26 protein-coding genes, 1 tRNA gene and 1 pseudogene are annotated in these 25,238 nt (G+C 62.7%); 16 read left to right on the top strand and 12 right to left on the bottom strand.

All coding sequences use genetic code 11. The features are described 5' to 3' along the window. Positions 1-81: 81 nt before the first annotated feature. From U9970_RS03595 to bioA, 3 genes and pseudogenes are all read left to right on the top strand, one after another. Positions 82-1,776 (top strand): SulP family inorganic anion transporter, encoded by a 1,695-nt coding sequence (locus U9970_RS03595; protein ID WP_322765339.1) that lies wholly within the window; start codon positions 82-84, stop codon positions 1,774-1,776. A gap of 85 nt (positions 1,777-1,861) precedes the next feature. Further along, positions 1,862-1,975: pseudogene (locus U9970_RS03590) on the top strand (phosphate-starvation-inducible PsiE family protein); the annotation flags it as partial. Positions 1,976-2,027: 52 nt separating this feature from the next. Continuing rightward, positions 2,028-3,296 (top strand): adenosylmethionine--8-amino-7-oxononanoate transaminase, encoded by a 1,269-nt coding sequence (gene bioA / locus U9970_RS03585; protein ID WP_322765338.1) that lies wholly within the window; start codon positions 2,028-2,030, stop codon positions 3,294-3,296. Here the strand turns inward: bioA and U9970_RS03580 are convergent. From U9970_RS03580 to U9970_RS03570, 3 genes are all read right to left on the bottom strand, one after another. Next, on the bottom strand, positions 3,293-4,462 hold the full coding sequence (locus U9970_RS03580; RefSeq protein ID WP_322765337.1) for a cation:proton antiporter: 1,170 nt from the start codon (positions 4,460-4,462) through the stop codon (positions 3,293-3,295). The two genes, bioA and U9970_RS03580, sit on opposite strands and share 4 nt — an antisense overlap. 38 nt (positions 4,463-4,500) lie before the next feature. Beyond that, complete coding sequence (locus tag U9970_RS14255; protein WP_407653101.1) at positions 4,501-4,587, bottom strand: fasciclin domain-containing protein; 87 nt, start codon at positions 4,585-4,587, stop codon at positions 4,501-4,503. A 176-nt stretch (positions 4,588-4,763) separates the two neighbouring features. Next, positions 4,764-5,450 carry a DedA family protein gene (locus tag U9970_RS03570; RefSeq protein WP_322765336.1) on the bottom strand — a complete coding sequence of 229 codons (687 nt, stop codon included), beginning with the start codon at positions 5,448-5,450 and terminating at the stop codon, positions 4,764-4,766. A gap of 109 nt (positions 5,451-5,559) precedes the next feature. Here U9970_RS03570 and U9970_RS03565 point away from each other — a divergent pair, with 109 nt between their 5' ends. From U9970_RS03565 to U9970_RS03555, 3 genes are read left to right on the top strand one after another with little or no spacing between them, the layout of a single operon-like run. Next, positions 5,560-6,903, top strand: a complete 1,344-nt coding sequence (locus tag U9970_RS03565) for a TrkH family potassium uptake protein (RefSeq protein WP_322765335.1) — start codon at positions 5,560-5,562, stop codon at positions 6,901-6,903. A gap of 22 nt (positions 6,904-6,925) precedes the next feature. Beyond that, the gene (locus U9970_RS03560; RefSeq protein WP_322765334.1) at positions 6,926-7,630 is read left to right on the top strand and encodes a potassium channel family protein; all 705 of its coding nucleotides are present in this window, start codon (positions 6,926-6,928) and stop codon (positions 7,628-7,630) included. 57 nt (positions 7,631-7,687) lie between these two features. Beyond that, complete coding sequence (locus U9970_RS03555; protein WP_407653075.1) at positions 7,688-9,487, top strand: SLC13 family permease; 1,800 nt, start codon at positions 7,688-7,690, stop codon at positions 9,485-9,487. A gap of 98 nt (positions 9,488-9,585) precedes the next feature. Here the strand turns inward: U9970_RS03555 and U9970_RS03550 are convergent, their stop codons facing one another. The 5 genes from U9970_RS03550 to U9970_RS03530 form a co-directional block, all read right to left on the bottom strand. Next, a complete protein-coding gene (locus U9970_RS03550; RefSeq protein WP_322765333.1) occupies positions 9,586-10,332 on the bottom strand; it encodes an amino acid ABC transporter ATP-binding protein in 747 nt (248 codons plus the stop codon). Next, complete coding sequence (locus tag U9970_RS03545) at positions 10,329-11,570, bottom strand: amino acid ABC transporter permease (RefSeq protein ID WP_322765332.1); 1,242 nt, start codon at positions 11,568-11,570, stop codon at positions 10,329-10,331. Before U9970_RS03545 ends, U9970_RS03550 begins: the two co-directional genes overlap by 4 nt. Before the next feature lies 1 nt (position 11,571). Continuing rightward, complete coding sequence (locus U9970_RS03540) at positions 11,572-12,555, bottom strand: ABC transporter permease subunit (protein ID WP_322765331.1); 984 nt, start codon at positions 12,553-12,555, stop codon at positions 11,572-11,574. 11 nt (positions 12,556-12,566) lie between these two features. After that, complete coding sequence (locus U9970_RS03535; RefSeq protein ID WP_322765330.1) at positions 12,567-13,628, bottom strand: amino acid ABC transporter substrate-binding protein; 1,062 nt, start codon at positions 13,626-13,628, stop codon at positions 12,567-12,569. 82 nt (positions 13,629-13,710) lie between these two features. Further along, positions 13,711-14,775 (bottom strand): calcium/sodium antiporter, encoded by a 1,065-nt coding sequence (locus U9970_RS03530; protein ID WP_322765329.1) that lies wholly within the window; start codon positions 14,773-14,775, stop codon positions 13,711-13,713. A 120-nt stretch (positions 14,776-14,895) separates the two neighbouring features. Here U9970_RS03530 and U9970_RS03525 point away from each other — a divergent pair, with 120 nt between their 5' ends. Continuing rightward, positions 14,896-15,168, top strand: coding sequence for a Nif11-like leader peptide family natural product precursor (locus tag U9970_RS03525; protein ID WP_322765328.1), 273 nt, complete (start codon positions 14,896-14,898; stop codon positions 15,166-15,168). Further along, positions 15,165-15,587, top strand: coding sequence for a hypothetical protein (locus U9970_RS03520; protein ID WP_322765327.1), 423 nt, complete (start codon positions 15,165-15,167; stop codon positions 15,585-15,587). The genes U9970_RS03525 and U9970_RS03520 overlap by 4 nt, the downstream gene beginning before the upstream one ends. A 426-nt stretch (positions 15,588-16,013) precedes the next feature. Here the strand turns inward: U9970_RS03520 and U9970_RS03515 are convergent. Then, positions 16,014-16,097, bottom strand: a tRNA-Leu gene (locus tag U9970_RS03515). Positions 16,098-16,138: 41 nt separating this feature from the next. On the opposite strand from U9970_RS03515, the gene U9970_RS03510 reads away from it, so the two are divergent. The 5 genes from U9970_RS03510 to U9970_RS03490 are packed head-to-tail and all read left to right on the top strand — an operon-like array spanning position 16,139 to position 18,975. Further along, on the top strand, positions 16,139-16,396 hold the full coding sequence (locus U9970_RS03510; RefSeq protein ID WP_322765326.1) for an NAD(P)H-quinone oxidoreductase subunit L: 258 nt from the start codon (positions 16,139-16,141) through the stop codon (positions 16,394-16,396). Further along, complete coding sequence (locus tag U9970_RS03505; RefSeq protein ID WP_322765325.1) at positions 16,393-16,734, top strand: DUF3007 family protein; 342 nt, start codon at positions 16,393-16,395, stop codon at positions 16,732-16,734. Before U9970_RS03510 ends, U9970_RS03505 begins: the two co-directional genes overlap by 4 nt. A 29-nt stretch (positions 16,735-16,763) precedes the next feature. Further along, positions 16,764-17,579: a tryptophan synthase subunit alpha gene (trpA, locus tag U9970_RS03500; protein ID WP_322765324.1), complete on the top strand. Its 816-nt coding sequence runs from the start codon at positions 16,764-16,766 to the stop codon at positions 17,577-17,579. Positions 17,580-17,626: 47 nt separating this feature from the next. Continuing rightward, positions 17,627-18,214 carry a DUF938 domain-containing protein gene (locus tag U9970_RS03495; protein ID WP_322765323.1) on the top strand — a complete coding sequence of 196 codons (588 nt, stop codon included), beginning with the start codon at positions 17,627-17,629 and terminating at the stop codon, positions 18,212-18,214. Continuing rightward, the gene (locus tag U9970_RS03490; RefSeq protein WP_322765322.1) at positions 18,211-18,975 is read left to right on the top strand and encodes a class I SAM-dependent methyltransferase; all 765 of its coding nucleotides are present in this window, start codon (positions 18,211-18,213) and stop codon (positions 18,973-18,975) included. The genes U9970_RS03495 and U9970_RS03490 overlap by 4 nt, the downstream gene beginning before the upstream one ends. On the opposite strand, the gene U9970_RS03485 is transcribed toward U9970_RS03490, so the two are convergent. Together U9970_RS03485 and U9970_RS03480 are read right to left on the bottom strand one after the other, a co-directional pair. After that, entirely contained in the window at positions 18,950-20,194 is a 1,245-nt protein-coding gene (locus U9970_RS03485) for an aminotransferase class I/II-fold pyridoxal phosphate-dependent enzyme (protein WP_322765321.1), read from the bottom strand. The two genes, U9970_RS03490 and U9970_RS03485, sit on opposite strands and share 26 nt — an antisense overlap. Before the next feature lie 11 nt (positions 20,195-20,205). After that, the gene (locus U9970_RS03480; protein ID WP_322765320.1) at positions 20,206-20,403 is read right to left on the bottom strand and encodes a hypothetical protein; all 198 of its coding nucleotides are present in this window, start codon (positions 20,401-20,403) and stop codon (positions 20,206-20,208) included. Positions 20,404-20,564: 161 nt separating this feature from the next. On the opposite strand from U9970_RS03480, the gene U9970_RS03475 reads away from it, so the two are divergent. Continuing rightward, the gene (locus tag U9970_RS03475; RefSeq protein WP_322765319.1) at positions 20,565-20,831 is read left to right on the top strand and encodes a YciI family protein; all 267 of its coding nucleotides are present in this window, start codon (positions 20,565-20,567) and stop codon (positions 20,829-20,831) included. A gap of 7 nt (positions 20,832-20,838) precedes the next feature. On the opposite strand, the gene U9970_RS03470 is transcribed toward U9970_RS03475, so the two are convergent. Beyond that, the gene (locus U9970_RS03470; RefSeq protein WP_407653074.1) at positions 20,839-21,165 is read right to left on the bottom strand and encodes a c-type cytochrome; all 327 of its coding nucleotides are present in this window, start codon (positions 21,163-21,165) and stop codon (positions 20,839-20,841) included. A 127-nt stretch (positions 21,166-21,292) separates the two neighbouring features. Here U9970_RS03470 and U9970_RS03465 point away from each other — a divergent pair, with 127 nt between their 5' ends. Continuing rightward, positions 21,293-22,492 carry a metallophosphoesterase gene (locus U9970_RS03465; RefSeq protein WP_322765318.1) on the top strand — a complete coding sequence of 400 codons (1,200 nt, stop codon included), beginning with the start codon at positions 21,293-21,295 and terminating at the stop codon, positions 22,490-22,492. A gap of 2 nt (positions 22,493-22,494) precedes the next feature. Further along, the gene (locus U9970_RS03460) at positions 22,495-25,176 is read left to right on the top strand and encodes an AAA family ATPase (RefSeq protein ID WP_322765317.1); all 2,682 of its coding nucleotides are present in this window, start codon (positions 22,495-22,497) and stop codon (positions 25,174-25,176) included. Positions 25,177-25,238: the final 62 nt, after the last annotated feature.

Below are 25,238 nucleotides of genomic sequence, written 5' to 3'. Positions count from 1 at the left end.
AGAAAGCAGCTGGGTGGGATGACAGTCACCCAAATTCCAGCAGTACTCCCTATGGTTCTGCGCCAACCCACGCCTGTAGCGATGACAACCGCTTCGGAGCCCCCCCGGCGCCCGGCCCTGCTGAATCACATCAGCACCAACAACATCAAAGGCGATCTATTTGGCGGCGTCACGGCAGCGGTGATCGCCCTGCCCATGTCCCTTGCCTTCGGAGTGGCCTCCGGTGCAGGTGCCGCCGCCGGCCTCTGGGGGGCTGTGCTGGTGGGCCTGTTTGCCGCCCTGTTCGGTGGCACCCCTTCCCTAATTTCTGAGCCCACCGGGCCGATGACGGTGGTGATGACCGCCGTCATCGCCAGCTTGAGCGCCAGCGATCCGGAAAACGGCCTGGCCATGGCCTTCACCGTGGTGATGCTGGCCGGTGTGTTCCAGATCGTCTTCGGCTTCCTGAAGCTGGGGCGTTACGTCACCCAGATGCCCTACACGGTGATCTCGGGCTTCATGAGCGGCATCGGGCTCATTTTGATCATCCTGCAGCTTGGCCCCTTCCTCGGCCAGGCCATCCCCAAGGGCGGCGTGATCGGCACCCTCAGCGCCCTGCCCCAGCTGCTTCAGAACGCCCGCCAGCCGGAAGTGGTTCTGGCTCTGATCACCCTGGCCATCCTCTGGTTCACCCCGGCGGCGATCAAGAAAATCGCCCCCCCCCAGCTGATCGCCCTGGTGGCCGGCACGGTGCTCTCCCTCACCCTGCTCAACGGGGGCGCTGGGGCCGAGGCCGGGGAAGGAGTGCGTCGCATCGGTGAAATCGCCTCAGGATTTCCCCAGCTCCGCATGCCCTATTTCGAGCTGGGTCTGGCGAGCAAGATGCTCATTGATGCCGCCGTGCTCGGCATGCTCGGCTGCATCGATGCCCTACTTACCGCAGTGATCGCCGACAGCATCACCCGCACCGAACACAACTCCAACAAGGAATTGATTGGCCAGGGCCTAGGAAATCTGGTGTCTGGCCTGTTCGGCGGCCTGCCCGGGGCCGGAGCCACCATGGGCACGGTGGTGAACATCCAAGCCGGCGGCCGCAGCGCCCTCTCGGGCATCAGCCGGGCCGTGATCTTGATGGTGGTGATCCTGGCCTTCACTGGCGTCGCCGCCCAGATTCCCCAGGCGGTGCTTGCCGGCATCGCCCTCAAGGTTGGTGTCGACATCGTCGACTGGGGCTTCCTCAAGCGAGCCCACCGCATCTCGATCAGCGGCGCCCTGATCATGTATCTGGTGATCGCCCTCACCGTGCTGGTCGATCTAATCGCTGCTGTGGGCATTGGCGTATTCATCGCCAACATCCTCACCATCGACAAGATGAGCTCCCTGCAAAGCAAGAGCGTCAAGTCGATCAGCACCGGCGACGGCGACCTGCTGATTCCCGACGACGAGAAGGCCCTGCTCGACCAGGGCAAAGGAAAGGTGTTGTTGATCCAGCTAAACGGCGCCATGATCTTTGGTGTGGCCAAGGCCATTGGCCGTGAACACAACGCCATCGGCGACGTGAAGGCTGTGGTTTTTGACCTCACCGAGGTGTCACACCTGGGGGTGACTGCTGCGCTGGCTGTGGAGAACGCAGTTGAGGAAGCGATCGAGAAAGGGCGTGAGGTATTCGTGGTGGGAGCCAGCGGCACCACTCAGCGCCGCTTGGAGAAGCTCGGCCTCTACAAGAAGCTGACACCTGATCGCACAAACCTGAGCCGTCGCGACGCCCTGCAGCGCTCGGTCGCAGCCATCGGCTGACGCGCCAATCCAAACCCCCAGGGCTCGGTAAACCGGGCTTTTTTTGTCTTTGATGATGGCCATAAAACAGTTCAAAGCCAATCGGCTAATGCCGACTTTTATCGCCTTAGAAGTGCAACAGAACCTGACTGCCTACCTGCGTGATCAGGTGGTTCAAATTGAACTGGTTTTACTCACCGCCATGACTGCCGTAGCTCGATAAAGTCCCCGAACAAGATGCCGAGTGGGGAACCTTTGAGCCTGATGAGCCCATGACCTGGCACCCCCATCTCTGGCATCCCACCACCCAGGTGGCCACCAGCCCGGCGCCCCTGAGGGTGCGGTCTGCACGCGGCAGTGAGCTGGAGCTAGAAGATGGCAGAAGACTGATCGACGCCATCAGCAGCTGGTGGGTGACGCTGCACGGTCACGCCGAACCGGCCATTGCGGCGGCGGTTGCGCGCCAGGCCCAGCAGCTGGAACAGGTGATCTTCGCCAACTTCAGCCACGAACCCGCCGAGCAGCTGGCCACCCGGCTCAGCGCCCTCACCGGGCTGCAGCGCCTGTTTTTCTCCGACAACGGCTCCACCGCCGTAGAGGTGGCCCTCAAGATCGCCTGGCAGTGGTGGCGCAACCAGAACAGCGAGCGCCGCCAGCTAATCGCCTTTGAGGGGGCTTATCACGGCGACACCGTGGGCACCATGGCCCTAGGCGATCGCTCCCTATTCACCGCCGCCTACGAGCCCCTGCTTTTTGACGTGGCCAGGGTCGGCTGGCCCCACAGCCACTGGGGCGACGACAGCGTTGAGCCGCGGGAACAGCAGGCCCTTGGCCAGCTTGAGCTGGCCCTGGAGACACCCACAGCAGCGGTGATTTTTGAGCCCCTGATCCAGGGGGCCAGTGGTATGCGCGTCGTGCGTCCAGCGTTCCTGCGGGCTGTGGCGGCAAGGGTCCAGGCTGCTGGCGCGCTGCTGATCGCCGATGAGGTCTTCACCGGTTTCGGCCGCACCGGAGCCCTGTTCGCCTGCCAGAAAGCCGGTATCCAGCCCGACCTGATGGCCCTCTCCAAAGGGCTCACCGGTGGTTTTCTGCCCATGGGCGCAACGATGGCCAGCGAACGGCTCTACCAGGGCTTCATCAGCGAGAAGCCCAGCGATACCTTTTTCCATGGCCACAGCTTCACGGCCAACCCCTTGGGCTGTGCCGCCGCCCTGGCCAGCCTGGATTTACTGCAGCAAAACCCTGGGCGCTTTGAGGGCTTTGAGCAACGGCACACCCCCCTGCTGGAGCAGCTCAGCCGCCAGCCCCGGGTGCTGCGCCCCCGCTGCCTGGGCACCATGGCCGCCTTCGAGCTCGACGCCGGCGAAAACAGCTACCTCAATCCGATCGGCAAACTGATCCAGCGTCAGTGCCTGGAACACGGGGTCTACCTGCGCCCCCTCGGCAACGTGGTGTATCTGCTGCCGCCCCTAGGCAGCAGCGATGAGCAGCTGCAGCAGTGCTATCAAGCCCTGGAGCAGGCGATAGCTGCATTGGGCTAAGGCGACGCCAGGGCAGCCAAACGGCGGCCCAGCAGCAGCAGGCCAAGCACCGTGGTGCAGCTCACCATCAGCACCAGGGCCGAAAACTGCGCCGGGGTGATCACGCCGCTGGCCAGGGCCGTTGAGGCAAACACCAAACCCGGCAGGCCCCGCGGAATCAAGCCAAACACCACCACCCAGCGATCGATGCCAGCGGCTTGATCCTGGCGGCTGATGCCCAGGGCACAGATCAACTTGCAACCAATCGCCAGCAGCCGCAGGCTCAGGGCCAGGGCCCAGGCAGCGGGCTGCAGCAGGGTGCCGGCCTGGATGCGCATGCCCACGCTGATGAAATAAAGAGGCAAAAACACCTCCGAAAGCAAGGCCAGGTTGCTGCGCAGCTCTAAAGCCTCAGCGCTGCCCTCCGGCATCGGCGCCAGGCGGCTCAGCAGCACACCGCCCCATAGGGCCCCAAGCAGGCTCGTGAGCCGGCCCATCTCACCGATCCAGCTGCAGCCGATCAACAGCAGCAGCACCCCAAGCAAGCCCGGCCGCCAGGGGCCGTAGCGCCGCAACCACCAGCTACTAGCCGGCAGGCTCAACAGCACCAGCCCCAATGCCAGCGCCGGCAGCAGCAGGGCGGGGTATGGACTGGAGGCTCCCGGCGCCGCCCCCAGTGCCACCGCAAGGGTGAGCAGGGCTATGGCCGGCAGGTCGTCGAGCACCGAAACCCCCACCAAAAGACGGCCCGAAGGGGTGTTTAGGGCGGAGGCCTGGCCAAGGGCGCGCAGGGTCACTCCGGTGCCGGTTGCACTGAGCACGGCCACGCACAAAACGGTGGAGGCGGTGGAAAGACCAAAGCCCTGCTGCAGCGGCCACCAGGCCAGCAGTGGCGTGAGCGCAGAGAGCAGCACGGTGCGCAGCACTGCCGCCGGCCTGGATCCCAGCAAGCCCCCGCGCACTTCCAGGCCCACCATGAAAAAGAGAGTTAGCACCCCTAGTTCGGTGAGTCCGGCGAGGGGGGCGATGCTGCTGAAAGGCAGCACGCTGTTGCCCAGCAGGAAACCCACCAGCAGCTCCAGCACGATCGCCGGCACGGCCCAACGCGCCAAGCGAGTGGCGGTGAGCCTGGCCAACAGGGCCCCCACCAGGAGCAACAGCAGGGTGCTGAGCAGGGAAGAACCCATTTATGTGCGGTATGGGAGTGTCGCGATTAGGGCGCCAATCAGCCCGGCAAGATGACGCGATCGATCAGATGCACCGAGCCGTTATCGCAAACGATATCGGCATTGACCACCGTGGCGTTCTTCACCTCAAAGGGCTCGCTGCGGCGGATTGGGATCGGCGCCCCCGCCAGAGACGGGCACTCGCTCTACCCCAGGTCTGGGCTTGCTGATGTGCTCCCGCCCCGCCTCAAAGAAACTCAGGCTGCCAAAGGAGCGGGGGTGCTGATCAATCACTAAATGTGCTGCCAAATACAGGAGCGAACTAAACGGGGCCGCCCGAATCTTTGTCTTCAGGGTCAGCTGCCCGGCTGCGTAGCTGCCATAGCCTCAGCAGAGTCAGCACTGCGCAGACGAGGGCAAGCTCCAACACCAGCTTGATCCCTCCGGCCCAGGGGGCCAGTAGACCCTCCAACTGGCCGTAGGCCTGGCCCATCTCCCTGCCCGCCAGGGTGAGCAAGGTGGTCCAGATCAGGCTGCCCGCGGTGGTCCAGGCGAGAAACTTCGCCTGGGGCATCATTTCAATGCCGGCCGGCACGGAAACCAGGGTCCGCACCCCGGGGATCAGTCGTCCCCAGAACACCACCGCCGAGCCATGGCGGTTGAACCAACGGCGGCTTTTGGCTAGGTCATCTGGCTGGATGCCCAGCCAGCGGCCCCGGTAAGCCAGCCAGCCAGCTATTCGCTCCTCATTTATCCAGCGGCCAATGCCGTACCAAAACCAGGCACCCAGCACGGTGCCCACCAGTCCGGCCGCCACCGTGGGGAGTAATTGCAGCCGGCCCGCATGCACCAGATAGCCCGCGTAGGGCATCAAAACTTCTGAGGGAATGGGCGGGATGAGATTTTCCAGCAGCATCACCAAAGCAACCGCTCCGTAACCGAGCAGAGGATTGGTCTCCACCGCGGCGCTGATCAGGTCTGGCAGCCCGTCGATCAACTGCTGAATCAAAGGGAAAATCCAGGCATTGAACTGTGATTAGGGTAGGCATCACAAACACAACAACAGCCTGACCAGCACACCCTGGACCGCTCTTAAAACGTGGCGCCAACGCCTCACGGTGCCCCAATTCACGCTGGTCACCGGCGCCCTGGTGATCGCCATCGGCACATTGGTGCTGGCCAGCCCGCTCTGCTCCAGCGACGACGTGGGGCTTTGGCAAGCCCTATTCACCGTGACCTCAGCAATCACGGTGACTGGTCTTTCGATCATCGATGTGAGCCGCGATCTCACGACCTTCGGCCAGCTAACGCTGGCGGGACTGATCATCACCGGCGGCCTTGGCCTAATGGCGATCACCACCTTTTTGCAGGGCTTCGTGCAGGGACATTCGGGTCTGCGCCACAGGCTTGATAGGGGCCGCGCCCTCGACGAGTTTGGCGTGGGGGGCATCGGCCCCACCTTCAACAGCATCCTGATCACGGGCTTCTGTGTGATGGGGCTCGGCACGGTGGTGCTTTACGGCTTCGGCTTCACCGACATCGCCAACCCGCTTGAGCGCTTCTGGGCTTCCCTTTTTCACTGCATCAGCGCATACAACAACGCCGGCTTCGGCCTCTGGGGCGACAGCCTGGTGCGCTACAGGGACAACCCGGTGGTGAATGGGGTGATCGCCTCGATGATCGTGGTGGGCGGCATCGGCTGGCGGGTAATCAACGATCTGTGGAGCAACCGCTCCCGGCTGCAACGGCTGCGCCGGCTCAGCCTCCACACCCGGCTGGTGCTGCGCAGCACGGCCTTGTTAATCGTGTTTGGGTCCCTGGGCCTGCTGTTCACAGAACAATTCGCCGCCGGTGGCGTAATCGAGAATCTGCAGTGGTGGCAGCGGATCCAGGTGACCCTGTTTCAATCAATCACGGCGCGCACGGCAGGCTTCAACACCGTGCCGCTATCGATTCAGACCTTTTCAGACGCCGGGCTGCTGCTGCTGATCGTGCTGATGTTTATCGGTGCCAGCCCCGGCGGCACCGGCGGCGGCATCAAAACCACCACCTTCGCCACCTTGATGGGCGCCACCCGCTCCACCCTGCAGGGGCGCGAGGAGGTGGTGATCCACCGGCGCCAGATCCCCGCCACCGTGGTGCTTCGGGCAGTGGGGGTAACCCTAGCTTCAGCAATTTTTGTGATTTTGATGACCATGCTGCTGGGCCTGGGACCCACGGCCTCCGGAGAAACCACCCGCACCAGCTTCAACTTCCTCGAAAGGCTCTTTACCTGCATGTCTGCCTTCGGCACCGTGGGCCTGGATCTGGGCGTGACCGCCCAACTCAACCGCTGGGGCCAGCTGGTGCTGATGGTGGGGATGTTTGTCGGCAGACTGGGCATCCTGCTACTGCTCTCGGCGATCTACGGCAGCCGGCCCCAACCCCGCGTGGGCTACCCCCGCGAAGAGATCTACATCTGAATCCCCTGAACAGGTTGACTCCATGACGAACTGGTGGCACTGGAATCCCTCTGAAGGCGCCATTAAAGGTGGCTTCGCTGTGATCGGGGTGGGGCGATTTGGCTCCGCCGTGTGTAGCGAATTGGTCAAGGCGGGGGCAGAGGTATTGGCCATCGACGCCAGCCAGAGGGCCATAGATGAGCTGCGTCAAATCGACCCCGCCATCGAAGCTCGGGTGGTGGACTGCACCGACGAAGAAGCCCTGCGGGCCGCTGGCGTCCTCGACATGACCACCGTGGTGGTGGCGATGAGCGAGCCGATCGAGGCCAGTGTGACGGCCACTTTGATTGTTAAAGACAGCCCCGGCAGCAAGGTGACGCAGGTGATCGCCCGGGCCACCAGTGATCTGCACATGAAAATGCTGCAGCGGGTAGGCGCCGATCGGGTGGTTTTTCCTTCAAAGATGCAGGGCCACCGCCTAGGCATGGAGCTGGTGCGGCCCAACCTGCTGGAGAAGCTGCGCCTCGACGACCGCAACAGCATCGAGGAGATCCGGGTGCCGCAGGCCTTCATCGGCCAGTCGCTGCGGGAAATCAATTTGCGCAAAAACTTCAACGTGAGCGTGCTGGCCGCCGGCCCTGACAATCAGCTCACGGTCAACCCCCCCGCCTCCCACGTGCTCGAGTCGGGCGAGCTGCTAGTGGTGATGGGCGCCAGTGAAGACCTGGCCAAACTGCCTGGCAGCTAAATCTCCTATCCCGATCAAAAAACCGTGGTTTAAGATCTAGATGCCCCAGGAACAGTTGTGACCGAGCTACTGCAGGCCTCACTCCAGCCCGGTGCCCTGATCACCCTGATGGTGCTGGTCCTCTCCATTGTGCTGTTCGTGTGGGGCGTGATCGCGCCAGAGGTCACGGGCCTGCTGGCGGCAGGGCTGCTAATGGCCACTGGGGTGCTCAAGCCTGGGGAAGCACTCGAGGGCTTTGGCAGCCCGGCCCTGATCACGGTGATGGCCCTGTTCGCCTTGTCAGCGGGGCTGTTTCGTTCGGGTGCCCTCGATCGCCTGCGCGGCTTGATCGGCTCCGATGCGGTGCGCAGTCCCAAGCGCATGATCTTGTTGTTGTCGGCTGTGATGGGGCCCGTATCGGCCTTTGTGCCCAACACCCCAATCGTGGCCTCGCTGCTGCCGGTAGTGGAGGGCTGGTGCCACCGCCGCCGCATATCTCCCTCCAAGGTGCTTCTGCCCCTTTCCTTTGCCACGCTGCTGGGCGGCACCCTCACCCTGCTGGGCAGCTCGGTGAATCTGCTTGCCAGCGAAGTGAGCGAAAAGCTCGGCTACGGCGCCTTCGGCCTGTTCAGCTTCACGAAAATCGGCATCGGCGTCTGGCTCGTGGGCAGCCTGGTGATGGCCCTGCTTTCAGATCGCTTGCTGCCAGATCGCGGCAGCAACGACGACGACCTTGCCAGCGATATAACCAGCAGTGGCTATCTCACCGAGGTGATGATTCCAGCCAGCTCGGAATTAATCGGCCAGTCTTTACATGGCAGCCGGCTGCAACGACGCTTCGATGTCGATGTGCTCGAACTGCATCGGGGCCCAGAACGTTTCACCCCACCCCTAGCCGACCGCCCCCTGCAGCAGGGCGACCGGCTGCTGCTGCGCTGCACCCGGGCCGATCTACTGCGCCTGCAGCAGGAGCAAATGGTGGTGCTTGCCCCCACCCCCGAAACCGCAGATACCCTTTCAGGCAGCCAGCGCATGGTGGAGGTGTTGCTGCCTTCCGGATCAAGCCTGGCTGGTGGCTGCCTACGCGACCTGCGTTTCCGCCAGCGATACAACGCCACAGTGCTAGCCCTGCGCCGCGGAAACTCCGTGCTTAGGGAGCGCCTTGGCAAGGCGGTGCTGCGCGAGGGCGATGTGCTGCTGCTGCAGGGGCCCAAGGACGCCATTCGCGGCCTTCAAGCCAACAACGATCTGGTGGTACTGGAACAGCTAGAAGACGACCTGCCCACGGTGAGCCGCAAGCGCCTGGCCCTGGTTATTGCCGTGCTGGCAATCCTGCTGCCGAGTTTGGGGCTAATTCCGCTTGTGGCCTCAGTTCTGCTTGGCACCGTGGCGATGGTTGCTACAGGCTGCCTGCGCAGCGGTGAACTGCAGCGCTCAATCCGGCTAGATGTAATCCTGCTGCTGGGGTCCCTGGGCAGTTTCAGCGTGGCCCTTGAGAAAACAGGCCTGGCCGAAGCCTTGGCCAAGGGACTGCTCAGCGGCCTAAATGACTGGCCGATCTACTGGGCCATCACGGCCGTGTTCTTGTTCACCACCCTGCTAACCGAGGTGATGAGCAATGCCGCCACAGTAGCCATGCTGATACCGATCGCCGGCAAGCTAGCCATAGGCCTTAACATTGCACCGATGGCGCTGATCTTCACCGTGCTGTTTGGTGCCAGCCAGAGCTTTTTAAGCCCGGTTGGCTATCAAACCAACCTGATGGTGTTTGGCCCTGGCCGCTATCGCTTTTTAGATGTGGCCCGCTACGGCTTCCCCCTCACCGTAGTGATGACCCTGCTGGTTCCCCTGCTGATCTGCCGCCAATTTGGGATCTAAGCGCAAATTAATCAAACACTTATTTCAGCAATTACGAGCTGGAGCATCGGAGTTGTCATAAAAGCAGGAGCAGTTGGGGTTTAGTACTTGGGGAGAATTCAGCTGATCTGACTAAGGAATTGCTTGCTGCGCTCATGCTGCGGGTTAGAGAAAAACTGCTGCGGCGGCGCCTCCTCCACCACCTCACCATCAGCCATAAGCACGACCCGGCTGGCCACCTGGCGTGCAAAGCGCACCTCATGGCTACACACCACCATGGTCATACCTTCGCGGGCCAGCTCCTGCATCACCGCCAGCACCTCCTGCACCATCTCGGGATCCAGGGCACTGGTGGGCTCGTCAAACAACATGATGCGGGGCTCCATGCAAAGCGAGCGAGCAATCGCCACCCGCTGCTGCTGGCCGCCAGAGAGCTGACCTGGAAACTTGTGGGCCTGCTCGGCGATCCCAACCCGCTCCAACAACTCCAGGGCCTGGCGCTCCACCACCGCTTTAGGGCGTTTGCGCACTTTCACCGGCGCCAGGGTCAGGTTGTCGAGCACCGAGAGGTGGGGAAACAAATTGAACTGCTGAAACACCATGCCCACCTCCCGGCGGATCGCATCGATGCGGCGCAAATCGTCGCTGATCTCAATGCCATCCACCACGATTGAGCCCTTCTGAAAATCCTCCATGGCGTTGAAGGTGCGCAGAAAAGTGCTCTTACCCGAGCCCGAAGGTCCCATGATCACCACCACCTCGCCTTGGTGAACGTTTAGATCAATACCACGTAGGGCATGGAAGCCGTTGGGATACCACTTCTCGACCCCACGGGCTTCGATCATCAGGGTGGGTGAGCTGGTCATGCCTGGGGCGCGGAGGGGAAATGGGGATTAAGGCGAGTTTCTAAGGCGCGACTGCCCAGCCCGAGAGCCGCGCAACAACTCCAAAACAAAATGGCAAGCACTACATACACCTCCGCGTTCTTACCAAGAAACATTGGGTTTGCCATCACCGTACGGGCGGTGCCGAGTAGGTCAAGCAGGCCGATCAACGAGAGCAAGGTGGTGTCTTGCAGCAGGGAGATGAATTGGCCCACCGTGGCTGGCAGGGCAACTCGAATGGCCTGGGGAAGCACCACATGCACCAGAGCCAGAGGCACCGGCAGGCCCAGGGAGCGAGCCGCCTCCATCTGACCCGCAGGCACCGCTACCAAACCTGATCGCACCGCCTCAGCCACATAGGCAGCAGCAAAAAAGGTGAGCACCCAGGCAGCCCGCCAAACCCGATCGGGAGCCAGCCCCCCTGGCAGCAGGAAGCCGAGGATGTTTTGCCCCAGAAACAACAATGTAATCAGCGGTGCCCCGCGGATGAACTCGATGTAGATCACCGAGCCCCAGCGCAGCAGCGGCAGCTCGCTACGGCGACCAAGGGCGAGAAGCACCCCCAGGGGAAAGCAGAGCAGGATGGCAAAGGTCGCCATCAACACCGTGAGCAGCAAGCCACCCCATTCGGAAGTCGGCACCTGCACCAGCCCCAGGCCACCACTAATCAGCACCATGCCCACCAGGTAAAGCAAGGGCCAAAGCAGGGGAATCAGCCGGCGGCAAGCATGGGGAATTGCTGGGCCGTAGCGCCCGGAGGCCCAGCGGGCGAACAGCAGTAGGGCAGCGATCCCCCACCAACGCAGTTGGATGGCAAGGGTTAGCTGGAGGGCCATGGGCCGCCACAGGGCGAGGGCAGCCAAGATTGCGGCGGCCCAGCGGTCATTGCGGGGCCAAAGAGGCTGAACAGCCCCGGAACCTGGGAAAGCCCTCAACAGACCCCAACTCAGCCCAGTTGCCAGGGCCAGCAAGCTAGTGAGCAGCCATAGGCGCCACTGCTGATCCACTGGATAGCGACCTACGGCAAACAGGGTGCTGTTGGCACTGAGCACAACCCATTGGGCCTGAAATAGTGCCCAGCGGAAAAAGCCCAAGCCCGCTGCCAGCAGGGCTGCCAGCAGGGCGATGGAAATCAAGCCATCGAGTCGACTGCCAAAGAGCTCCTTTTGCAATCTGCGCAAGGAATTGGCTCGCACCACCAGAGGAGCTGTACTTGCCATTTTAGCGTTCTCTCAGCTGCACAAGGCCATTTAGCCCATTCATCAGGGCTGAGATCACCAGGTCGATCACTAAATAAGAACCCAATAAAATCAACATCACCTCAATGGCACGGCCGGTTTGATTGAGCGTGGTTTCAGCCACCGAATAAAGGTCGGTGAAGCCGCAGGCCACTGCCAGCGATGAACTCTTGGCAAGCGAAATGTATTGGCTGTTCAGCCCCGGCACAATCACGCGCAAGGCTTGGGGCAAAACGATCCGCCGCAGGGTCAGCAGGGGCGAAAAGCCCAGCGAGGTGGCTGCCTCCCACTGCCCCTTAGGCACCGAGGCAATACCACCGCGCACCACCTCGGCGATAAAGGCTCCCGAATAGATCACTAGACCACTTAGCAAGGCTGCAAATTCCACTGAAATCCTCAATGGCGCCTGCCACACCCCGTTCTCAAGCAGGGGCAACTGCCATTGCAAAGCCGAATCAAACCAACTGAGATAGAGGCCAGATTTAGCCAGCACCACCCCAGGCATCTGCAGGGCTGCTGCGCCGTTAGGGAGAGACAGGAAAACCACGAAATACCAAAACACCAATAGCAACAACAGGGGGATGTTGCGAATCAGCTCAACGTATATGCGGGACAGGAGACGCAGCAGTCCGTTGGAACTGAAAGAAGCAGTGCCAACTGCAACCCCTAGCAAGGTGGCACCAAACAAGCCAAATAACACCACCCTTAAGGTGTTCATCAAGCCAGCCATCAATGCACGCCAATAGGGCATTGATGCATCGAATGGAATCACCGTTTCGGAGATTTCAAATCCAGAGGGATTACCAAGCCAACTCCAGGTAAGTAGCAATCCGGCATTGGTGAGGTTACGCACCAAATTACCGAGCAAAAAAGCTACCAACACCAGCACAACAAGCCCAACAACCGCCTGGAGCAGCCAAGGAATCAGTCGGCGGTTGCGCCACCAAGGCGTGACTGCAGAACTCATCGCAGACCGGTTCAACGGAACGGGGGTGAGTAAATCAGCCCGCCTTGAGTCCAGAGACGATTCATGCCTCGATCTAATTTGAGTTTAGAATCTCGACCAAGATTACGTTCAAATATCTCACCATAATTACCAACAGCTCTTATGGCCTGAACTACAAAATCAGCTGGCAATCCAAGTTGACGACCAAACTCTCCCTCCACCCCGAGGAATCTGCGCAGCTCAGCCTGATTTGGATTTGCCTTAGCTTCAGCAAGCTTCGCCTCAAGATTGGCCTGAGTAATCCCCAGCTCCTCCGCTTGCATCAGGCCATAAACGATCCATCGCACTGCATCAGCCCAAGCCGGATCGGCATTGATGGTGGAGGGCGTGAGAGGCTCCTTGCTCATTACCACCGGCAACAAGCTATGGAGCGCCGGCTGGGGAAGGATGCTGCGGTAGGCCGCCATCTGGGAGCGATCGGTGCTCACTGCCGCACATCGGCCGCTGAAATAGGCCGTCCACATCTGGTCGAGGGTCTGGAACTTCAGCGGGGTATAGGCAATGCCCTCTTCCCGCATCCGGTCGGCCAGGTTGAGCTCGCTGGTGGTGCCGCTTGGAACACAAACAGGCTTGCCGGCCAGATCCTTGAGCTCGCGGATACCACTAGCCGAGGGCGCCATCACACCTTGGCCGTCGTAAAAGGTAGTTGGGGCAAAGCTCAGCCCATTGCCCCCGGGCGCATCCCTGCTGAGGGTCATGGTGGTGTTACGGGCAAGCAAATCCACCTCACCGCTGGAGAGGGCGGCAAAGCGCTCGCTGGGATTTAGATCTCGGAACTGCACCTTCTCGCCATCGCCCAACATCGCAGCGGCAACAGCCCGGCAAGTATCCACGTCAAGCCCGGCGTAGCGGCCGTCTGAGTCCAAGTAGCTAAAGCCTGGCAACTTTCCATCTGTGCCACAGAGCAGGCTGCCCCGGGCCTTGATAGTGGCCATCTTCTGGCTTTGAACACCACCGCCTTCACCAGCACAGCCCACCAGGCCCAAAGCTCCCAGCAGAGAAAATGCAGTAACCAACCGGCGCAACCAAGCCATGTATTTCAAACTGATATTTGGCTAAATGTGCCAACAAAAACTCGAGATTCAATCTAGAAGGGATCCTTCACTAACGCCAAACTCAAGCGAAGCGATCGCGGCGCCAGCGCAGCATCTGCCAAACCAAAAACACCAGCACCAGGGGCAGCACAACCACCAGAACCACAAACCGGAATTCATCCTGGGCCGTGGTCAAAGTCTCTGAGAGCACCTGCTCAGCCAGATAGAGCACGTAGAGACTTACCAGGATGCCCCCCTCCAGTCGAGTAACCACCCCCCTGGTCCAGAGGATGGGCAGCAGGGCCAGGGTGGTGAGCACCATCACCGGCAGATCACGGCTGATCACTACCGGATCCACCAGAAGCCCCTCGCCGGAGAAGACGCCGCATACCCCCAGTATCAGCAGCTGGTTGAGCAGGTTGCTGCCCACCACGTTGCCGATGGCCAGATCGGCCTTGCCGCGGTATGCCGCCACCAGCGAGGTCACCAGCTCCGGCATGGAGGTGCCGGCTGAAACGATTGTCAGGCCAATCACGGTCTGGGTGACGCCCAGGCCGATGGCCGCCGCAGTGGCACCCTTGACCAGCACCTGGGATCCCAGCACCAACAGCACGAGACCGCCAGCCAGCTTGGCGGCGGCCACGGCAGGGGTGGCCCGGTCGTCCTCATTGAAATCGCCCTCCTCATCTGAATATTCGGAGGCGGTGCGCATCTCCCAGATCAGGTTGATCGCGGTGCCCACCAGCAGGGCCAGGCCTGCCTGCCAGGTGAGGCGGCCACCGGAGGCCATGCCCCACACCGCCAGCGAAACGCCCAGCAGCAGGGGCACATCCCTTCGCACCAGGCGACTTTTTACCCGCAGTGGCACCACAAGGGCGCTGAGGCCAAGCACCACCATCAGATTGAAGATGTTGCTGCCCACCACGTTGCTGACGGCAATCGCATCGCCATCTTGAAAAGTGGAGATCAGGCTCACGAACAACTCCGGCGCACTGGTGCCCAGGGAAACCACCGTGAGGCCGATCACGATCTGGGGGATTCCCAGCAACAGGGCCAGGGCCGAGGACCCAGCCACAAAAAGCTCTCCGCCACCAAACAGGAGCACGATGCCCAGAAGGATTTCCAGGGCACTGGGCAGGAAATTCATCAGTTGACGCCGATCGGGCGCGGAGTGGGTTGATTCTGAAGGGTTACGTGAACGTGGATTTTTCCGGAGGCCTGAGCCCTAGCCTGAAGCCATAACCCTGCCCAGCCCGAGGCACCCTGGATGGAACTGGACCCTAATGCCAGCGAACTCAATATCCTGTTCACATTCCTGGGCCGGATTCAACAGGACCAGTCCCTCCGAGACCAGCTCAATGAGGTGATCACAGCCCCCGATGTGGTGGCGATTGCCGCTGCCGGAGGCTTCTGCTTCCAGACCAGCACCCTGCTGGACCTGTTTGAGCGCTGCAACGAAGCGTCCCTGGCCCGCCAGGGGCTGATGGACGAGAAATTGATTCGGGTCTACCTCCAGCGGGAGCGACTGCAGGCCCCATGACCGCAACCAAACTCCAAGCCCTGCTTAATCTCTGGCATCAGCAGATCAGGGCCTGGGCCCAGAGCGGCGCACTTTTGAGCGCCGCTGTGCATGCCCTGGGGTTAGGTCAGGAGCCTGTGGCTCTGACAGCTTTGGCTAAGGCCCTAGCCCAGGGCGATTTCAGTGGACTGCCAACGGTGGAGTTGATGGCAGACGACGAATTGCCAGGGGCCCGCAGCCATTTTTCAGACAGCAGCCAAACGGTATTTCTCAACTCCAGCTGGCTGGCTGGTTCTGACCAAGACGCCGTTTTACATGAGTTGACGGTGCGCTGGGGCGAGCATCTAGACACGCTGTTAAACATCTCAGACACCCCTGGAGACGAGGGCAGCCACTTTGCGGCCCTGCTCAGCGCTGGCCTAGTAACTCCTCCCAAGTGAGCGGTTGGGAGGTGGGCCGTCCTTGGGGACGGGAGTGAAGCGGGCAGCTGGGATAGCTGGTGCGGCTGGAGCGCGATGGGGACGGGGAAACAAGAAACATGGAAAAATTGAATCGATATGGATCTCGCACCGAAGGATTGCCATTCCCGCAAAGGGAATTCACACGAAGCAATCGCTAAGCAGAACAATCAAACTGGACTGAGCTGACTTGGCCGAAAAATCTGACTTGGCAGGCTTATCTGACTTGGCAGACTGATCGGCCGTCCCCAGGAAGCGCAGGGGATGCATGGTGCTTGTTCTGGCGTGCGCAAGCTCTTAGAGCTAGCCGGCTTCTGCCAGACCCCCTAACCATAGCCCAAGAGCAGCCACCCCTCAGCCCGAGCAAGTCAAATGATGGGTTTGAGCAACAAATAAGTAAAAAGCCAATGGGGGCAGGGGGACTTGAACCCCCACAACGTTGCCGTCTGCGGATTTTAAGTCCGCTGCGTCTACCAATTCCGCCATGCCCCCTACTCGGCCATCCTAAATTGGTGGCAACACGAAGGTTTGCCGTGCAGCTGCCCGGGTTTCTTCAATCCGTTTCGCCTGATCTGCTGCTGGTTCTGGTGGCTTACGCCCTGATCGCAGGCGCCTATCTAGTAGCTGTGCCCCTGCTGCTCTACGCCTGGATGATCAAGCGTTGGACGGTGATGGGCAAGCTCGAGCGCTTAGGGGTCTACGGACTGGTGTTTCTGTTTTTCCCTGGTCTGATTTTGTTTGCTCCCTTCATCAACCTGCGCATGGCAGGCCAGGGCAACGTGCTCTCATGACCAACGGACGGGCCCTGCTGCTGGCCCTAGGGGTATTTGGCTTGGGCGGCGGCGGTTATTGGCTTTTTCAGGCCGGGGGCTTTGAGGGCTTTTCTGCTGGTATCGCCGCCTCTGCCCTGCTGATGGTGCTGGTACTTGCCTGGACGGGCAGCTACCTATTTCGGGTGGTCACAGGCAAAATGACCTTTATCCAGCAGCGGCGCCAATACCGCGAGGCCTACGACGCTTTCACCACGGAAACCCTGCAGCGCAAGTTTGACGCCCTCAGCCCTGAAGAGCAGGAGCGCCTGCTGCGCGAAACGGGCCAGCTGCCGGAAGCTCCCCAGGGCGAGGCATAGGCTCACTGGCCGAAGCCCTTCTTGCTGCTGTGTCTGCCGCCCCTACCCAAATCCAGCAGCGTTTCAGCTCCCTTCGCCAAAGGGGACGCTGCGCCCTGATGCCGTTTTTGATGGCGGGCGATCCGGATCTGGCCCACACCCGGGCCAGCCTGCTGGCCCTGCAGGCCAATGGCGCCGACCTGGTGGAGCTAGGCATCCCCTACAGCGATCCCTTGGCCGATGGACCGGTGATCCAGGCCGCTGCCAGCCGAGCACTGAAGGCTCGCACCACTCCAGCCGGGGTGCTGGAGATGCTCAGCTCCCTCAAGGGTGAACTGACCATGCCGGTGGTGCTGTTCACCTACAGCAACCCCTTGCTCAACCGCGGCATGGAGGCCTTCTGTGCCGCCGCCGCCACCGCCGGAGCCGCCGGCTTGGTGGTGCCCGACCTACCCCTTGAAGAGGCCGAGAAACTCTCAGCAATCGCAGCAGCTGCCGGCCTCGATCTGGTGCTGCTAGTGGCGCCCACCACGCCAGCCGAGCGCATGGGAAGAATCCATCAGGCAAGCCGCGGCTTCACCTACCTGGTGAGCGTCACCGGCGTGACCGGGGTGCGCACAAACCTTGAATCCCGGGTGGGCGATCTGGTGGGCCAGCTCAAGACCCTGGGAGATACGCCAATCGCCGTGGGCTTTGGCATTTCCGACCCCGAGCAAGCCCGCCAGGTGCGCGACTGGGGCGCCGATGGGGCAATTGTGGGCAGTGCCCTAGTGAAAGTGATGGCGGCCGCCCATGGCCAGCAGGGCGACGTTGCCGCCGCGGCCGGGCGCTTCTGCGCCGAGCTGCGGGCCGGGCTCGACGCTTAAGCCCCGATCAGGCTGCAGGGATTTCCCCTCATGCTGTTTTTCCCCTCATGCTGTTTTCCCCCGCCTGCGAGCGCAACAAAGGGCCGATCTTGGCTGTGCTTAAAGAGTGGCTGCCTGCCCACGCCCAAGTACTGGAGATCGGCTCAGGCAGCGGCCAGCACGCAGCTTTCTTCTGCCAGCAGATAGCAGGCATTACCTGGCAGACCAGTGAGCGCCAAGAGAGCCTCATGGATCTGCAAGCCCAGCTGGAGGCCCAGAGCCCCACGCTGCCACCCGCCATCGCCCTGGATGTCACGGACGCTGGGCAGTGGCCACGCCAGGGCTTCGATGCTGTTTTCAGCGCCAACACCTGCCACATCATGTCGGCGGCGGCCGTACCGCATCTACTAGCCGGAGCCTCGCGGGTGTTGCGGCCGAGTGGGCTGCTGCTGCTCTACGGCCCCTTCCACGACGGCGGCGTACACACTGCCGCCAGCAACGCCGCCTTCGACCAGCACATGCGCAGCATCGATCCAACCATGGGGGTGCGTGATGCCAGTGAGCTGGTGCAGCAAGCCCAAAACCTCGGCCTCGAGCGCATAGCCGATCTGCCCCTGCCGGCCAACAATCGAATGCTGGTGCTCGAGCGTCGATGAACGAGGCAAGCAACGAGGCGACCAAGCTATTCAGCGCGGTGGCCGCGGCCTACGCCCGCCACCGAATCACCTACCCCGCTGCCTTCTTCGATCTCTTCCTGGGCCGCCTGATCAGCAACCCCCTGGTGTGGGACTGCGGCTGTGGCAGCGGCCAGGCCGCAATCGACCTAGCCACCGCCGGTGCCCGGGTGATTGCCACAGACGCCAGTGCGGCCCAGCTCGCAGCCGCCCGGCCCCACCCCCAGATCAGCTATCAGCTAGCTGATGCATGCAGCAGTGGCCTGGACAGCGCCAGCGTCGACGGGGTGCTGGTGGCAGCCGCAGTGCACTGGTTTGCCGGCGATGCTTTCAACACCGAAGTGCGGCGAGTGTGCAAATCGGGGGCTGTGGTGGCATGGATTGGCTACCTGCCGTTGCGCTTGGCGGATCAACGGCTCCAGTCATCACTAGATGCGTTCCACAGCGTCACCCTGGCCCCCTGGTGGCCCGCCGAGCGCCGCTGGGTGGAGCAGAGCTTCGCCGGTTTGGCCTTCCCAGCTGAGGAGTGGCAGTTTCCGGCGGGGCTATGGATCGAACGCCACTGGACCCTGGACGAACTGATCGCCCATATCGGCACCTGGTCAGCGGTGCAGCGCAGCCGCGAGGCCGGCAGTGATCCGCTCCCCAACCTTCAGGCTGAGCTGGAGTCCCTATGGCCCGAGATGGGGCAAGCCGCGCTGCTGGTGCGCTGGCCCTTCATGGGTCGCTGGGGCCAGCTGTAGCCAGCAGGCGGCGCAGGCCGCTGAACAGCCGATCGAGGGCCTCAGCCAGATCCGCAGCGTCGAGCAGGCCGTAGCTGAGCCGCAACACCGGCCCAGCGTCGCTGGAATCCAGGCCGAAGCTGCCGCCACTCAGGGTCGCTACCCGGTGCTCGAGCACCAGCCGCCGCATCAGCGTGTCCGCAGAGAAGGGAAACGGCGCTGCAACTTGCAGCAGGGCGTAGAAGGCCCCATCGGGCTGAGCCAGCAAACGCACCGGCAAACCTTGAGCCTGCTGCGCTGCCACTGCAGCCAGCAGCTGCAGGCGCAGCTCCGCCAGGGCTGCGATCCGGGGCGCGCACCAGGCCGGCCCGGCAGCTAGGGCGGCCCGAGCGGCGTGCTGGGTGAGTCGGGGCGGACAAATCAGCACCGTGTCCTGCACCTTTAACAAGGGAGGCAGCAGCGCCTGGGGTACGGCCATGTAGCCCAAGCGCCAGCCCGCCAGGCCGTAGGCCTTAGAAAGCGAATGCAGCGAAAGGGTGTGGGCGGCGCTGCCGGGCCGGGAAGCGGCGCTCCAGTGGGGCTCCTCGCCGTAAACGAACTGCTCATAGGCCTCATCGCTGATGTGAAACAGGCCGTGCAACGCACAGAGCTGGTTGATCGCCGCCAGCACCTGGGCCGGAATCACCACGCCGCTGGGGTTATTTGGCGACACGGTGACGATGGCCCGGGTGCGCGGGGTGATTGCCGCCGCCAACCGCACGGGATCGGGTATCAGGCCGGCCTGCACCGGTACCGGCACCGCACCGGCCAGCTGCACCGCCATCACGTGGTTGAAATAAAAGGGCACAGGCAGGATCACCTCGCTGGGTTCCCCGGGGGGACCCGCTGCGATCACTTGAGCCACTGCGTTGAAGGCCATGTTGCTGCCGGCTGTGACCAGCAGCTCAGCCCCTATGAGATCGAGGCCGTTTTGGTTGGTGAGCTTGGCGGTGATCGCCTCCAGCAGCTCTGGATCACCTTGGAGTGGGCCATAACGGTGCAGGGCTGGCCCCCCGGCCGCCAGAGCCTCGGCCACGGCAAGAGCTACGCCTGGTGGCGGATCCCAGCCCACCATGCCCTGGGCAAGCGACAGGGTGCCGGGGGTCTGGTGCATCAGGGCAGCCAGCTCAGGAATGACTGGGCTGAGCACCTTCGCCAACCGCTGGCTTGGGTTTGGTAGGGGGTAAGCGGGATCGCTCACGGCCCTAAGACTCAAGGGTTGTATTTGGCCGTCGTCTGCTTGACGCAAACGTCCTTGGCCTGATCCAAGCTCTGCCGTCTGTTGAGCATGCCGTCGGCAATGCAACCGCAGGTCTCGTCGACCATCCCAGCAGGTGGTGTTTTGCCTGCCTTTTTGAAGTCATCCTGCATGGCGCTGGAGCATTTACCGACGATGATCTGCTTCACCATGTTGGCGTGGGCAGGAGCCGCGAAAAAGGCAGCACCCGCAAGAACGAGAAAGGATCGCAACACGAGAATAAGGATGCTTGTAACCCCTGTCTTAACACCATTGATCGGCAGTCAGTAAGCCGGTAACCCCGTAATGTCAGGCCCCGATCACTCCCATCACCATGCGCTTTGTGCTCTGGGGCACCTACTGCGATAACGCCCTCGAAAAGCGCAGCCCCTATCGGGAGGAGCACCTGGCCGGACTGCAGGGCCTTAAGGACGCCGGCACCCTGATCACCCTGGGCCCCACCGAAGGCAGCACCCACGTGTTCGGTATCTACGAGGCGGGCAGCAAGGAGCAGGTTGAAGCCCTTGTCAAGGCAGATGTCTACTGGCGCAATGGCATCTGGACTGAGGTGCAGGTGTATCCCTGGATCCAGGCCTTCTGAAGCAAGTTCAACCCTTGGGCCAATCCAGCTGGGCCTGCTGCCACACGTAGGCAGCCACCGCCTCTGCTCCGCCGTCCCCAAGCACGGCGGCATAGCCAGACATCTGACCCTGGCCAGCGGCGGCTATTACGGCGATGCGCTCCGGACCGTCTATGCCATTGCGCTCCAGGGCCGCCAGGTGCAGGTTTTTGCCGCGGCGAATGATGTTGCCGCCATTGACGTGGCAACCAGCGCAATGGTTGGCGAACAGCTCTGCCCCATCTGCCCCAGGGTCAGCCCAGGCCGGGCCTGCGCTGATCACCAGCGCCGCCATCACCACGGCTAACAAGGCCAATCTGGCCAACCCCAATCCCCGCAACAGCGTCTGCAGCACCTTGGCAATCTTGCTATCGATGATTCCAGTGTGCGCCTGCAGGCGCTAAACAGGGTCTTACGCCGCCACCTGGGCCCTGGCTAGACCCTTGCCACCCGTCACCCTGCTGCACAGCGCCGACTGGCAGATCGGCAAGCCCTACGCCCGGGTCAGCGATCCAGACAAACGCGCCCTGCTGCGCCAGGTGCGGCTCCAGGCAATCGGCCGGATCGCAACCCACGCCGCCGCCACAGCAGCCGAGTTGGTCGTGGTGGCTGGGGATCTGTTCGACTCACCCACGCCTGGGGCAGCGGATGTGAGTGCCGTGTGTGCCGCCATCGGCGCGATCCCTTGTGCCGTGCTGGTGATCCCCGGCAACCACGACCACGGTGCCCCAGGCAGTGTGTGGCATACGCCCTATTTCCAGGCGGAGCAGGGGCGCCGCGCCGCCAACCTGCAGGTGCTGCTGCAGGCCACACCCATCGAACTGAAGAGCGTGGTGGTGCTGCCCTGCCCGCTTCTGCGTCGCACTGATGCAAGCGATCCCTGCGGCTGGCTCAACGGCCTCAACTGGTCTGAGCTGCCTAATAACAAGCCCCGGTTGGTGCTCGCCCATGGCTCTGTTCACGGTTTTAGTGCCACCGACCTTGATGCCGCTGGCGAGACAGACGACGACAACCCCGGCGATGCCAGTAATCGTCTGCGGCTGGAGGGGGCCTGGTTGGAGCATGTTGACTATGTGGCCTTAGGCGACTGGCACGGCCTCAAACGGGTATCGGAGAAGGTTTGGTACAGCGGCACCCCCGAAGCAGATCGCTTTCCCCGCAGCGCCGACTACCGCTGCGGCCAGGTGTTGCAGGTGCAGATTGGGCGGGGCGTGCTGCCCAAGGTGAGCCCCTTGGCCACCGGAGCGCTGAGCTGGCATCCGATGCGCATCCAACTGCAGCAAGACAGCGATCTTGAGCGACTCGAAGCTCAGCTGGAAAGCCTGCTTGGCGGGCGCATCGGCAGCGACCTGCTGCTGCTGGAGGTGGGCGGCAGCCTCAGCCTGGCTGGCCATCGCCGCTACGCGGAGCTGCTGGAGCGCCTGGATGCCCAGCTGTTGCGCCTGAAGCTGCGGGGTCGCTGTGAAGCGGCGCCCGGAGATGCCGAACTAGCCGAGCTCACCCAGCGCCCCGGCGATCCCCTGGTTGCCCGGGTTGCTCAAGAGCTGCATCGCTGCCTGAAGACCCCTGGTGACGCCGACCCCACGGTGGTGCGTCTAGCCCTCAGCGAGCTGCACCAGACCGTGGCCCAGTTGCAGGGCTAGATGTGCGCCTGCTCCACGCCACCCTGCGCCAGGTGCGCTTGCACCAGCAGCTCGAGCTTCAGTTTGATCCTCGCTTCACCCTGCTAGGCGGCCCCAACGAGGCGGGCAAAAGCACGGTGGTGGAGGCCCTGCACAAGGTGCTGTTCCTGAAGGCCAGTGCCACGGGCCGGGCGGTAGACGAAATGCGCTCCCGCCTGCACAGCGGCCTGCCCGAGGTGGAGCTGGGCTTTGAGGCGGCCGGCGCCCGTTGGGAGCTACGCAAGCGCTTTTCCGGGGCAAGTGGCACCTGCCAGCTCAGCAGCGATGCTGGCCTGGCCCTGCGGGGGGCGGCGGCGGAGGAGCAGCTGGCCCGTCTACTGGGGGTGGATGGACCGATCGAGGGCAGGCGCCACAGTCAGTTGCCGCTGCGCTGGGCCCACCTCTGGGTGCGCCAGGGGGAGGCGGGCACCAACCTGCTGGCCAGCCCCAGCGAGGCCTACGACGTTGAACAGCTCGTACAGCAACTGCAGCAGCGGGGCGCGGCGGCCGCAGCCCTGGAATCTCCCCTCGATCGCCTGGTCAGCGAGCAGCTGCAGATCCGGCTCGACCAGCAGTTCACGGCCACAGGCAAGCTCAAAGCCGGCTCCCCCCTGGCCGCGGCCCGCCAGCGCTGCTCAAGCGCCCTACTGAACCTGGAGCAGGCCCAAGCCCTCCAAGCTGAGCTGGAAGCGGCCATGGAGCAGCTGCGCCAAATAGGTGAACGGTTGCAATTGATCGAAGCCCAGGAGCGGCCGCAGCTGCAGCGGGCTCTCCAGCTGGAGGCCCAATTGCGGCTGCGGCGAGCCCAGATCGAACCCCTGCGCCAGGAACTGAGCAATCTTGAGCAGGCCCAGGCGCAGCTGCAAGCGGTGCAGCGGCAGCTGGGCGAACTAGGGGCGCAGCAGCAGGACTGGCAGCTGCAACGCAGCAGCCGGCAACAGCAATTCCGCAGCTTGGAAGCCAATTGCCAAAGCTCAGACCAGGCCTGTCAGGAGCTGAAAAACCAGCAGCAGCAACAGGTCGAGCGTCTCGAGCTAGCCCAGCAACTGCTCGATCTAGCCAACCTCGAGCGGGAGGCTCAGCAGCTCCTAGAGCATCAACAACAATTCCAGCGGCTCCAGCTCCAGGCGGAACAGTGCAAGAAGAGCCTTGCCCAGCTGGCCCCGATCGATGCCGCCGCCGTGAAGGCCCTGCGACAGGCCGAACAGCAATGGGCCCAGGCCGAAGCCCGTAGCCAGGCCATGGCAACAGCAATCAGCTTGATTGAGTCAGATCAGCCCGTGAGCCTCGCCGGCCAGCCCCTATCCCCTGGGGAAACGGTTCAGCTCAATGGCAGCGCCGAGCTGGCGGTGGGCTGCGGGGTTCGGCTGCGCATCAGCCCTGGAGGAGGGGAGGCGACCGCCCAAGCTGCAGCGGACCTGCAGCACAGCGGCGCGGCCCTGCGCGAGCTGCAAATCTCCATTGGCGTGGCCAATAGCGAAGCGGCAGAAGTGATTGCCCAGCAGCGCCAGGTCCTGGAGCTCGAGCTGGCCAACCTGCGCCAAGCGGCCAGCGCCATCCCCTGGAGTCGCCTGGAAGAGCAGATCGCCGCCCTCGAGCCCAGGCGTCAGCGCCTGCTCAGCCGGCTGGCACAGCATCAACTGCAGCGCCAGAGCCTGGCCGAACGCGGCGAGCTGCCCCAGGGGCGCGCGGAGCTCGAGGCCTGGATCGAGGAGCTGCGGCGGCAAGCCAATGAGCTCAGTCAAAGGCAGCAGCAGGCCGAGGCCGAGCGCACAAGCTGGCGCCAGCAGCTGGAGCAGCAGCACCGATCCAGCCAGGAGCTGGAGCGAAACCTCGAGCAACTCACGGGCTCCCTGAGCACCTTGGCGGAACGCCAACTAGCCCTAAAAGCCAGTCACGGTGATGGGCAGCAACTAACAGATGCGGTGAACAGCAGCCGCCAGGCCCTGCTCATCCAGGAGGCGGAGTTGACCGCCCTGGATAAGGAAATACTCGACAAGCTGCCAGCTGGCGGCGCCATCGAGCAGCATCTACGCCTGCTCGATGGCGAGAAAGACGCCCTGCTCACCAGCCGCGGCCAAAACGAGCAGCGCTGCCTCACTCTTAGCTCGGATGATCCAACGGCATTGGTGCAACATCGCCAGGCCGCCTGGGAGTCGGCCCAGGCAGATCTGGAGGCGCTGGAGCTCCAAACCCAGGCATTGCAAATGTTGCAGAACCTGTTTCACCAGAGCCGCCAGGATTTCTCCCAGCGCTACAGCGAACCGCTGGAGCAGGCCATTGGGCCCTACCTCCACTACCTGCAAAACGGCAGGCACCAGGCAAGCCTGGACTTTGACCCCAAAAGTGGGTTTGGCAATTTCGAACTTCAGCAGGGCCCACACCGTTTTGGCTTCGAGCAGCTAAGTGGAGGCATGCGCGAACAATTAGCCGCCGCCCTGCGCTTGGCCATAGCGGAGGTACTCCAACCCGCTTACGACGATTGCCTGCCGTTGATATTCGACGACGCCTTTACCAACAGCGATCAACAGCGCCTGCAAGCGCTGCAGCAGATGCTGCGCCGAGGGGCCAACCACGGCATGCAACTGATCCTGCTGTCCTGCAACCCGAATGACTATCGGTCGCTGGCTGCCGAGCTTGGCAGTGAAATCGCTTTAGCCGCCTAACCAAAGAGTCTTGGGCAGCAAGAAAAAACCCCGGACCAGCCGGGGTAAATGATCAACAGCTG

It is taken from the genome of Cyanobium usitatum str. Tous (assembly GCF_963920485.1).
GTDB lineage: Bacteria > Cyanobacteriota > Cyanobacteriia > PCC-6307 > Cyanobiaceae > Cyanobium_A > Cyanobium_A usitatum_A.
Note: the sequence above shows the minus strand (reverse complement) of the source record. Positions and strands in the feature narration are given on the sequence as shown.

What these genes read in the sequence shown, in the direction of transcription:
- U9970_RS03595 (WP_322765339.1), top strand. Translation starts at nt 82, where the DNA reads ATGACAACCGCTTCGGAGCCCCCCCGGCGCCCGGCCCTGCTGAATCAC.
- bioA (WP_322765338.1), top strand. Translation starts at nt 2,028, where the DNA reads ATGACCTGGCACCCCCATCTCTGGCATCCCACCACCCAGGTGGCCACC.
- U9970_RS03580 (WP_322765337.1), bottom strand. Translation starts at nt 4,462, where the DNA reads ATGGGTTCTTCCCTGCTCAGCACCCTGCTGTTGCTCCTGGTGGGGGCC.
- U9970_RS03560 (WP_322765334.1), top strand. Translation starts at nt 6,926, where the DNA reads ATGACGAACTGGTGGCACTGGAATCCCTCTGAAGGCGCCATTAAAGGT.
- U9970_RS03550 (WP_322765333.1), bottom strand. Translation starts at nt 10,332, where the DNA reads ATGACCAGCTCACCCACCCTGATGATCGAAGCCCGTGGGGTCGAGAAG.
- U9970_RS03545 (WP_322765332.1), bottom strand. Translation starts at nt 11,570, where the DNA reads ATGGCAAGTACAGCTCCTCTGGTGGTGCGAGCCAATTCCTTGCGCAGA.
- U9970_RS03540 (WP_322765331.1), bottom strand. Translation starts at nt 12,555, where the DNA reads ATGAGTTCTGCAGTCACGCCTTGGTGGCGCAACCGCCGACTGATTCCT.
- U9970_RS03535 (WP_322765330.1), bottom strand. Translation starts at nt 13,628, where the DNA reads ATGGCTTGGTTGCGCCGGTTGGTTACTGCATTTTCTCTGCTGGGAGCT.
- U9970_RS03530 (WP_322765329.1), bottom strand. Translation starts at nt 14,775, where the DNA reads ATGAATTTCCTGCCCAGTGCCCTGGAAATCCTTCTGGGCATCGTGCTC.
- U9970_RS03525 (WP_322765328.1), top strand. Translation starts at nt 14,896, where the DNA reads ATGGAACTGGACCCTAATGCCAGCGAACTCAATATCCTGTTCACATTC.
- U9970_RS03520 (WP_322765327.1), top strand. Translation starts at nt 15,165, where the DNA reads ATGACCGCAACCAAACTCCAAGCCCTGCTTAATCTCTGGCATCAGCAG.
- U9970_RS03505 (WP_322765325.1), top strand. Translation starts at nt 16,393, where the DNA reads ATGACCAACGGACGGGCCCTGCTGCTGGCCCTAGGGGTATTTGGCTTG.
- U9970_RS03495 (WP_322765323.1), top strand. Translation starts at nt 17,627, where the DNA reads ATGCTGTTTTCCCCCGCCTGCGAGCGCAACAAAGGGCCGATCTTGGCT.
- U9970_RS03490 (WP_322765322.1), top strand. Translation starts at nt 18,211, where the DNA reads ATGAACGAGGCAAGCAACGAGGCGACCAAGCTATTCAGCGCGGTGGCC.
- U9970_RS03480 (WP_322765320.1), bottom strand. Translation starts at nt 20,403, where the DNA reads ATGGTGAAGCAGATCATCGTCGGTAAATGCTCCAGCGCCATGCAGGAT.
- U9970_RS03475 (WP_322765319.1), top strand. Translation starts at nt 20,565, where the DNA reads ATGCGCTTTGTGCTCTGGGGCACCTACTGCGATAACGCCCTCGAAAAG.